Origin of the sequence: Pseudomonas sp. CM25 (assembly GCF_013179705.1) — a bacterium.
Taxonomy (GTDB): Bacteria; Pseudomonadota; Gammaproteobacteria; order Pseudomonadales; family Pseudomonadaceae; genus Aquipseudomonas.
The window spans coordinates 1-9,420 of sequence record NZ_JABMCW010000221.1; the positions used below are offsets into that span (position 1 = coordinate 1).

8 protein-coding genes and 1 tRNA gene are annotated in these 9,420 nt (G+C 64.7%); 6 read left to right on the plus strand and 3 right to left on the minus strand.

All coding sequences use genetic code 11. From position 1 onward, the window contains the following. From HP546_RS20395 to HP546_RS20405, 3 genes are all read left to right on the plus strand, one after another. The coding region (locus HP546_RS20395; protein WP_256678507.1) for an ATP-binding protein at positions 1-1,130 on the plus strand (1,130 nt) is incomplete at its 5' end. A gap of 14 nt (positions 1,131-1,144) precedes the next feature. After that, complete coding sequence (locus HP546_RS20400) at positions 1,145-1,606, plus strand: response regulator (protein ID WP_172228813.1); 462 nt, start codon at positions 1,145-1,147, stop codon at positions 1,604-1,606. 13 nt (positions 1,607-1,619) lie between these two features. Beyond that, a complete protein-coding gene (locus HP546_RS20405; protein ID WP_172228815.1) occupies positions 1,620-4,007 on the plus strand; it encodes a hybrid sensor histidine kinase/response regulator in 2,388 nt (795 codons plus the stop codon). A gap of 151 nt (positions 4,008-4,158) precedes the next feature. On the opposite strand, the gene HP546_RS20410 is transcribed toward HP546_RS20405, so the two are convergent. Further along, positions 4,159-4,233 (minus strand) — tRNA-Gln (locus tag HP546_RS20410). A gap of 260 nt (positions 4,234-4,493) precedes the next feature. Here HP546_RS20410 and HP546_RS20415 point away from each other — a divergent pair. Both HP546_RS20415 and zapE read left to right on the plus strand, forming a co-directional pair. Continuing rightward, the gene (locus HP546_RS20415; RefSeq protein ID WP_172228817.1) at positions 4,494-4,736 is read left to right on the plus strand and encodes a hypothetical protein; all 243 of its coding nucleotides are present in this window, start codon (positions 4,494-4,496) and stop codon (positions 4,734-4,736) included. A gap of 131 nt (positions 4,737-4,867) precedes the next feature. Further along, positions 4,868-5,938 carry a cell division protein ZapE gene (gene zapE / locus HP546_RS20420; protein ID WP_172228819.1) on the plus strand — a complete coding sequence of 357 codons (1,071 nt, stop codon included), beginning with the start codon at positions 4,868-4,870 and terminating at the stop codon, positions 5,936-5,938. A 61-nt stretch (positions 5,939-5,999) separates the two neighbouring features. On the opposite strand, the gene HP546_RS20425 is transcribed toward zapE, so the two are convergent. Further along, positions 6,000-7,889 carry a propionyl-CoA synthetase gene (locus HP546_RS20425; RefSeq protein WP_172228821.1) on the minus strand — a complete coding sequence of 630 codons (1,890 nt, stop codon included), beginning with the start codon at positions 7,887-7,889 and terminating at the stop codon, positions 6,000-6,002. 180 nt (positions 7,890-8,069) lie between these two features. Between HP546_RS20425 and HP546_RS20430 the strand changes: the two genes are divergently transcribed. Then, complete coding sequence (locus HP546_RS20430; protein WP_172228823.1) at positions 8,070-8,936, plus strand: LysR family transcriptional regulator; 867 nt, start codon at positions 8,070-8,072, stop codon at positions 8,934-8,936. Here the strand turns inward: HP546_RS20430 and HP546_RS20435 are convergent. After that, the coding region (locus HP546_RS20435; RefSeq protein ID WP_172228833.1) for a CBS domain-containing protein at positions 8,910-9,420 on the minus strand (511 nt) is incomplete at its 5' end. The two genes, HP546_RS20430 and HP546_RS20435, sit on opposite strands and share 27 nt — an antisense overlap.

The following is a 9,420-nucleotide window of genomic DNA, read 5'->3' on the forward strand; positions in this document are numbered from 1 at the left end:
AGCGTTGCGACCTGTTCGGCAAGACCCCGCCCGCTGCGCAGGTGACGGCACTGGTGCACTGGCTGGGCCAGCGTGGCGAAGAAGGCGTGTTTCAGAGCGACAACCTGCGCCGCGACATCGACGAGCTCCCCGAGCTCGCGCGGCATGCCGGCGGCGTGCTGGCGGTGGCCATCTCGCAGATCCACTCGCACTACCTGCTGTGGTTCCGCCCCGAGCAGGTGCGCACGGTGAACTGGGCCGGCCAGCCAATCAAACAGGCCGGCCCGCAGGGCCAGCTCGACCCCCGGCACAGTTTCGAGCGCTGGCAGGAACAACTGCACGGCTACTGCGAACCCTGGCACCCACTGGTCGTCGAAGGCGTGCAGGAACTGCGCACCGCCGTGCTCGGCATCGTCCTGCGCAAAGCCGAGGAGCTGGCCCAGCTGGCCGGCGAACTGCGCCGCTCGAACAAAGAACTCGAAGCGTTCTCCTACAGCGTGTCCCACGATCTGCGTGCGCCGTTGCGGCACATTGCCGGCTACACCGAACTGCTGGGCGAGATCGAAGGCCAGGGGCTGAGCGAGCGTGGCAGGCGCTTCTTGCACCATATCGGCGAAGCCGCACAGTTCGCCGGCAGCCTGGTGGACAACCTGCTCAATTTTTCGCAAATGGGCCGCTCCGCCCTGCGCATGTCGGACGTCGACCTCAATGCCCTGGTCGAGGCGATCCGCAACGAACTGGCACCGGACTACCAAGGCCGCGAGATCATCTGGGAGATCGCCCCGCTGCCTAAAGTGATCGGCGACCCGGCGTTCATCAACCTGGCATTGCACAACCTCATTGCCAATGCCATCAAGTACACCCGCGGCCGCGAGCCCGCGCGCATTACAGTGAGCGCGGTGGAGCATCCGGGCGAAACCGAAATCTGCATCCGCGACAACGGCGTAGGTTTCGACATGGCCTATGCCGGTAAACTGTTCGGCGTGTTTCAGCGCTTGCACCGCATGGAAGACTTCGAAGGCACAGGGATTGGCCTGGCAAGTGTGCGCCGCATCATCGAGCGCCATGACGGCCGCGTCTGGGCCGAGGGCCAGATCGACCAGGGCGCCAGTTTTCACTTTTCCCTACCGCGCCAACCCGTAACTACCTGAGGCACCGAAATCCCATGCTCAAACCCATCCTGCTGGTCGAAGACAACCCACGGGACCTGGAGCTGACGCTCCTGGCCCTGGAGCGTAGCCAGTTGGCCAACGAAGTCATCGTGCTGCGTGACGGGGCCGACGCACTCGATTACCTGCTGCGCCGCAATGCCTACGCCGAACGTGACGACGGCAACCCCGCCGTGTTATTGCTGGACCTGAAGCTACCCAAGGTCGACGGCCTGGAAGTGTTGAAGGAAGTGCGCGCCACCGCCGACCTGCGCAGCATCCCGACCGTGATGCTGACGTCCTCGCGCGAAGAGCCCGACCTGTTGCGCGCCTATGAACTGGGGGTGAACGCGTACGTGGTCAAGCCCGTGGAATTCAAGGAATTTGTCGCCGCCATCTCCGACCTCGGGGTATTTTGGGCGGTGCTCAACGAACCACCACCCGGCTCCCTGCGTCTGAACCGTCGCGGTAGCAACTGAGGCTCCCGCAACGATGCAGCAAACGCCACTGAAACTACTGATGGTCGAAGACAGCTCGATGGACGCCGAGCTGACCCTCATGCGCCTGGAGCGCAGCGGGCTGCATGTGCAGGCGCAACTGGTGTTCGACCATGTCGGCGTCGAGCATGCCCTGCGCGAGGCCGGCTACGACCTGATCCTGTGCGACTGCGTGCTGCCGGGCTCGTCCGGTACCGAAGTGCTGGCCATCGCCCAGCGCCTGGCACCGGACACCCCGTTCATCTTCCTGTCCGGCATCTACGGCGAAGAACACGCGGTGGAAATGATCCGCCTGGGCGCTACCGACTATGTCCTGAAGAAAAACCTGCCGCTGCTGCCCAAGGCCGTGCGCCGCGCCTTGACCGAGGTGCAGGAGCGCCAGCGCCGGCGCCGCGCCGAAGAGGCCCTGGCCGATGTCGAGGCACGCGCACGCATTGCCATCGACGCCGCCGGCATGGGCACCTGGGACCTGCGCCCGCAAGAAGGTCTGTTGCTCTGGGATGACCGCTGCAAGACGTTGTTCGGCCTGCCCACCGGCACCGACATGACGCTTGAGGTGTTTTACGCCGGCATCTACCCCGACGACCTGCAAATGGTCCGTGAGGCGGTGGAATACGCCATGCGCCCCGAGAGCGGTGGCCAGTATCGGGTCGAGTTCCGCATCGCCCAGCCTGCAGGCCTGGACCCACACTGGTTGCTCAGCAGTGGCCAGAGTCAGTTCGTCGACGGCCAATGCGTGCGTTTTTCCGGGGTGCTGCAGGACATCCACAGCCAACGCCTCGCCACCCAGGCGCTGCGCCAGCTGAACGAAATGCTTGGCGAGCGGGTCGAGCGACGCACCCGCGAGCGTGACCGCGCCTGGGAGCTGTCACAGGACTTGCTGGCGGTGCTGAACAAGGACCTGACCCCGGTCGCGCTCAACCCCGCCTGGGAAGCCAGCCTGGGGTTCTCACGCGAGCGCTTGAGCCAGTCGTCCTTGCTGCATCTGCTGCCCGAGCCTGACCAGGAACTGCTGCTCACCGAACTGGCCGCCCTCTCCCACGGCCGCACCAGTGTGCGCTTCGTCGGGCGCATCCTGCATGCCGGTGGCCAGCAGCGCTGGTTGTCCTGGGTGGTAGTGCCGGAGGACACCCTGCTGTACGTGGTGGCGCGTGATATCACCAGCGAGCGCGAAGCCGCCCTGGACTTGGCCGAAGCCAACGCGCGCCTGCGCGAGCAGATCAACGAGCGCGAGCGTATCGAGGCTGCGCTGCAGCAGATGCAACGGCTGGAAGCGGTCGGCCAGCTGACGGCTGGCGTGGCCCACGACTTCAACAACCTGCTGACGGTAATTCTCACGGGTGCCAGCTTCCTCGAACGTGACCTGAACAAGGGCGACCTGGACAAAGCCCGCACCCGCCTCACCCACGTCCGCGAAGCCGGCGAACGCGGGGCCAAACTCACCTCGCAGCTGCTGGCCTTCTCCCGGCGCCAACGCCTGGAACCGGTAGCGCTGAACCTGAACCGCACCCTTGCCGGGCTGGAAGAGCTGCTGCGCCGCACCCTGGGCGGTAACGTGTCGGTACGCCTGGATCTGGACCAGACGCTGTGGCAGGCGCTGACCGACCCGACCCAGACCGAGATGATCATCCTCAACCTGGCGATCAATGCCCGCGACGCCATGCCGGACGGCGGCCAGCTGACCCTGTCGACCCGCAACACCTCCATCGACGCCCGACCGCAGCGCCCGGAAGACCCGGACCCCGGTGAGTACGTGATGCTGAGTATCCGCGATACCGGCTGCGGCATGAGCGAAGAGGTGCTGGGCAAGGTGTTCGAGCCGTTCTTCACCACCAAGGACATCGGCAAGGGCTCGGGCCTGGGCCTGGCCCAGGTGTTCGGTTTTGCCAAGCAGTCCGGGGGGGGCGTACGGATCGATACCACCCCGGGGCGCGGCACGCAGGTGGCGGTTTACCTGCCGGCAGTGAAAGGTGAGATCGTCAGCGAAGCCGTGGCGCCGGTACTTAGCCAGCCGCTCAGCGAAAGCGGCGGTAACCGCACGGTACTGCTGGTGGATGACGACCACCTGGTGCGCGACATGCTTGGCGATGTGCTGCGCCAGTACGGCTACCAGGTGCTGCAGGCACACAGCGGCGAACAGGCCCTGGCACTGCTGGATGACGAGATCGACCTGCTGCTTACCGACTTTGCCATGCCCGAGTTCAACGGCGCACAACTGGCGCTGGCGGCACGCGATCGCTACCCGCACCTGCCGGTGGTATTTCTGACCGGGTATGCCGAGCTCCAAGGGTTGGAGTTACCGGGCAGCCTGGTGATCCAGAAGCCGGTGCAGGCCGATGAGCTGGCCCGGGTGCTGAACGAGATGCTGGGGATTTCCGGCTAGCCCAGGGTAGACTCACCGTGCAGTGGGGCTGCTGCGCAGCCCTTCGCGACACAAGGCCGCTCCTACAGAGGTTGCGGAGAAATGACAGAAACGACAAAGCCCAGTGCTTATCTTTCCAAGCACCGGGCTAAATACGTTTGAATCTGGAAAATGGCAGGGGCGGCTGGATTCGAACCAACGCATGGCAGGATCAAAACCTGCTGCCTTACCGCTTGGCGACGCCCCTGTATCGGATACAGCGCTTGGCTGCTCTGACAATTCCAACTGAGTGACAACTGGGTTGTTGTCTTGGAATGCGCGGCACTTTAACAACAAAGTTTCGATCTGTGAACCCCCTGATGAAAAAAATTGCCAAAAAACAGCGGGTTAGTCATCTGCGCCCTGCGCGCCGCTACCATCCGTCGCTTTCCCCCCGCTCCGCTTTAACAGAATCGCATTCCTCCCTTCCAATCAAGTGAGCCAACTGCATTGACCAAGGAGGAACCCATGCCTGTCTCCCACGACCTCTACCAGGACCTGCACTACCCGCGCGAAATCGTCCAGCAGCGCCGCCAACAGGACCAGAAGCTCGACCGCCTGCTGGACGAGTACATGGACATCGACAACCAGGTGCTGGCCGCCGAGTCGATATCGGCCGGCAACTTTGTCGACGAAGACCTGCGCCACCTGAAGGAACGCCGGTTGGCGGTGAAGTACATGATCGAACGCCAGCTGGAGCGCAAGGCTTAGCGCGCGGGCGTAGGCAGGTGACCGGACCTATCGGGTGAGGTGATGATTGCCGGGCACTTTCTGTATTGGTCAAAATGGCCGCCGTCGGGCAAGCTGCGCACTCCCCCGTCATCGCCCAAGGAGCGTTGCCTTTGTCTGCCTGGATCCCAGCCCCGCTACGCCAGCTCGGCCAACGCCTGCGCGGCGCCGCCAACCACCAGAGCGAACTGCTCGGCTGGTTCGAGGACAAGGCGCAAAGCCGTGGTTACCAGCTCAGCCAAGGCCAGCGCCGGGTGATCGAGTGCATGGCTGAGCAACTGGCGCAGCTGGAGCAAGGGCAGCCCCGCAGCCTTTACCTGTATGGCTCGGTGGGCCGGGGCAAAAGCTGGCTGCTCGATGGCTTTTTCCAGGCGGTGCCGGTCGAGGCCAAGCAGCGGCTGCATTTTCATGACTTCTTTGCCCGCCTGCACCAGGGCATGCATCGCCACCGTGCGCTGGATGATGCGCTGGGCGCAACCCTGGACGAGCTGGTGGGCGACTGCCGGGTACTGTGCTTCGACGAGTTCCATGTGCATGACATTGGCGATGCCATGCTGCTCACCCGCCTGTTCAAGGCCCTGTTCGCGCGCGGGGTATTCCTGCTGGTGACCTCCAACTATGCCCCCGAAGGGCTGTTGCCCAACCCGCTGTACCATGAGCGCTTCCTGCCGGTGATCCGCCTGATCAACAGCGCCATGCAAGTGCTGGAAGTGGGCGGCGACACGGACTTTCGCAGCCTGCCGGCCAACCGTGAGCATCAGCGTTTTACCCAGGGCCACTATGTCTGGCCAGGGAATGCGGAGCAGCGCCAGGCCCTGAACGTGCCTGCGCAATGCCCGGTGATGCTGGAGGTGAACAAGCGCCCGTTGCGCGCGTTGGCCACCGATGGCCGGCGGGTGGTGCTGGCCTTTGACGACCTTTGCGAGAAGGCCACGGCGGTGATCGACTACCTGGTGCTGGCCGGGCAGTACGACGAGTGGATCATCGATGGACTGGATGACCTGTCTGAGTGCTCGCTGGCCGCTCAGCAGCGCTTCGTCAACCTGGTGGACGTGCTGTATGACCAGGACCGGCAGCTGACACTGATCGGTACACGGCCGCTGGAAGAGAGCCTGGGCGGGCCGCTGGCCGACCTGATGCGTACGCGCAGCCGGCTGGGACAACTGCACCAGACAGGGCTTTAGTACTGGTCGGGCCGTACCGGCCTCTTGGCGGGCAGGCCCGCGAAGAGGCCGGCGGGGTCAATCAGCCCGCCCTGGGCAAATCCGCCAGCACCGCCTCGATCTCGCCCAGCACCGCCGGATCATCCAGGGTCGATGGCGGCACATAGTCCTGCCCGTCGGCAATCTTGCGCAGCACCGCGCGAAGAATTTTCCCCGAGCGGGTCTTGGGCAGCCGCTTCACCAGCCGCACCCGGTTGAAACACGCCAACGGGCCAATCTCCTCGCGCACGCTGCCTACCAGGTCGACCAGCAACTGCGCCTCGGCAATGCCCTCCCCATCCTTCAGCACCACCAGTGCCAACGGCACCTGCCCCTTGATTTCATCATGTACGCCAATCACCGCGCATTCCGCCACTGCCGGGTGCCGCGCCACCAGGTCCTCCATTTCGCCGGTAGACAGCCGGTGCCCGGACACGTTGATCACGTCATCCGTGCGCCCCATGATGTAGACGAACCCGTCATCGTCCAGATAACCGCCATCGCCCGTGTGGTAATACCCCGGGTAGGTGCGCAGGTAAGCCTGCAGGTAACGCTCGTGGTCGCCCCACAGCGTCTGGCTGCACCCGGGCGGCAATGGCAGCGCGATGACGATAGAACCCTGGTGGTTGGGGCCCACCAGGTGTCCATCGTCATCCACCACCTGCACGTGATAGCCCGGCACGGCGCGGTTGCTGGAACCCGGTTTCGCCGCGCTGCCGTCCAGCCCTACGCAAGGCGCGGTAACCGGCCAGCCGGTCTCGGTCTGCCACCAATGGTCGTGTACCGGTTTGCCGCTGACACGTTGCAGCCATTCGTGGGTACTGGAATCGAGCTTTTCCCCAGCCAGGAACAGCTGGCGCAGCGAGCTGAGGTCGTGCCTGCGGATCAGCTCGCCCTCCGGGTCTTCCTTGCGGATCGCGCGCATGGCGGTGGGCGCGCAGAACAGCGCGTTGACCTTGTACTGCTGCACCACCCGCCAGTAGGCCGAGGCGTCCGGGGTGCGGATTGGCTTGCCTTCGTAGAACACCGTGGTGCAACCGCTCATCAACGGCCCGTACACGATCAGTGAATGGCCAACTACCCAGCCCACATCGGAGATTCCCCACCACACATCGCCAGCCTGCATGCCGTAGATATGACGCATGGCATAGCACAGCGCCACGGCATTGCCGCCGTTTTCGCGGACGATACCCTTGGGTTTCCCGGTGGTACCCGAGGTATACATGATGTACAGCGGGTCTGCGGCATCCAGCTCGACCGGCGCTACAGGCCTGGCACTGGCCATCGCCGCCTGCCAGTCCAGATCGCGGCCTGGCTGCAGGTCTGCAGGCGCTTGCGGCCGTTGCAGCAGCAGCACCTTGCGCGGCTGGTGGCGGGCCAGTTGCAGCGCGCGGTCGACCAGCGGCTTGTATTCGATCACCCGGTCGAACTCCACCCCGCAGGACGCCGTCAGCAGCAGCGTCGGCCGGGCGTCGTCGATGCGCAACGCCAGCTCGTTGGCAGCAAAGCCGCCGAACACCACCGAGTGCACCGCGCCAATCCGCGCGCAGGCCAGCATGGCCATGGCCGCCTGCGGCACCATGGGCATGTAGATGATCACCCCGTCACCCTTGTTCACCCCCAGCTGGCGCAGCAAGCCGGCCAGGCGTGCCACCTCGTCGCGCAGCTGGTGGTAGGTGTAGGTCTGCTGCATGCCGGTTACCGGCGAATCGTAGATCAGCGCCAACTGCTCGCCACGGCCCTGTTCGATCTGGTGATCGAGGGCCAGGTAGCAACTGTTCAGGCGACCATCGGCGAACCAGCGATGGGTACCGTCGGCGTTTTCCTGCAGTGTGAGGGCAGGCTTGCGGTGCCAGGCCAGGTGCGCGGCCTGTTCCGCCCAGAATGCGGCAGGGTCGGAAATGGAGTGGGCGTAGCTGTGCTGGTAGCTCATATCGAAGGGGACCCGGTACTTGTTGTTATTGAAGGGCGAATCTTGAGTATGGACCGCTACACCCGCGTCGCCATGGGACTAAAGTCACAACCGACCTGCAAATTTGCAGACAACGGCAAAAACGCCCCACAACAGTGCAAAGCCTCTAGAATAGGCCACCCCTCAGCCACCGAGCAGCTCATGGATATCGATCAGGCCCGTACTTTTCTGGAAGTCGTGCGTTGCGGCAGCCTGGTCGCCGCCGCCGAACGCCTGTTCGTGTCACAGACCGCAATCACCGCCCGTGTACAACGCCTGGAGCAGCAACTGGGCTGCCAGCTGTTCGTGCGCAGCCGCAGCGGCGCCAGCCTGACCAGCGACGGCGAGGCGTTCGTCAGCTATGCCAACCAGCTGGTACAGACCTGGGAAGCAGCGCGCCGCGATCTGCCACTGCCCGAAGGCTGCCAGCAGGTGCTGCATGTGGGGGGTGAGGTGAGCCTGGGCAACCCGATGATGCTCGACTGGGTCAGCGCCCTGCACCGCGAGCTGCCCACCCATGCCATTCGCAGTGAGGTCAGTGACGGCGAGTCGTTGCTGCGCAAGGTCGAAATGGGCCTGCTGGACGCTGCGCTGGTCTACCAGCCGACCTACGGGCCAGGCTTGCAGGTGGAGCAGTTGATGGAAGAGAAACTAATCCGCGTGCGCCGGGTCGACCAGCCAGACCCTTATATCTACATCGACTGGGGCGAAGCCTTCCGCCGCCAGCACGATGCCGCCCTGCCCGACTGCGCACGCCCGGCGCTGAGCTTCAACCTGGGGCCGCTGGCCCTGCAGTTCATTCTCGACCAGGGCGGCAGTGGCTACTTCCGCACCCGGGTGGTGCAGGCCTACCTGGACCGTGGGGTGTTCGAGCGCGTACCGCAGGCGCCGGAGTTCACCTACCCGACTTTCCTGGTTTACCCGCGCAAGCGCGACAGCGGCGCCCTGCAACAGGCCTTTGCCATCCTGCGCCGGCTAGTGGCCGCCGGCGCCAGCGACTGGTCACAGCGTTGGGACCCGGCTATCTGAGGCTTCGGCCTTGCTGAGCAACTGGCGCTTGAGGCCGGCAATCAGGTCGGTCTGGGTGATCACCCCGACCAGCGTGTCACCCTCGAGCACCGGCAGGCAATGCAGACCCTGCTCACACAATAGCGGCAGCAGGTGGTCCAGCGGGTGCTGACTGCTGACACTGATGACCCGCCGGCTCATCACCTGCTCCATGCGCACCACCTTGCGGCCAAACAGCCCGCGCCAGCCGCGACCACCACGCTGCATGGCCGGGCCGACCAGGTCGCTGAGGCTGACGATGCCGACCAGTTTGCCCTGCTGCAGCACCGGCAGGGTTTTCAGGTGGTGGCTGGCCAGCATTTTCCAGGCCTGCTCCAGGGTGGTATCGGGCGAGGCGAACTGTACATCGCGGGCCATCACCGAGCCCGCAGTGATGCCGCCAAGGCTGCGCTGCAGGGCGTGCTGCTCGGTGGCCAGGATGATGCGCTCCAGTTCATCGCGGGTG

Coding starts and splice junctions, on each gene's coding strand:
- HP546_RS20400 (WP_172228813.1), top strand. CDS start 1,145: ATGCTCAAACCCATCCTGCTGGTCGAAGACAACCCACGGGACCTGGAG.
- HP546_RS20405 (WP_172228815.1), top strand. CDS start 1,620: ATGCAGCAAACGCCACTGAAACTACTGATGGTCGAAGACAGCTCGATG.
- HP546_RS20415 (WP_172228817.1), top strand. CDS start 4,494: ATGCCTGTCTCCCACGACCTCTACCAGGACCTGCACTACCCGCGCGAA.
- HP546_RS20425 (WP_172228821.1), bottom strand. CDS start 7,889: ATGAGCTACCAGCACAGCTACGCCCACTCCATTTCCGACCCTGCCGCA.
- HP546_RS20430 (WP_172228823.1), top strand. CDS start 8,070: ATGGATATCGATCAGGCCCGTACTTTTCTGGAAGTCGTGCGTTGCGGC.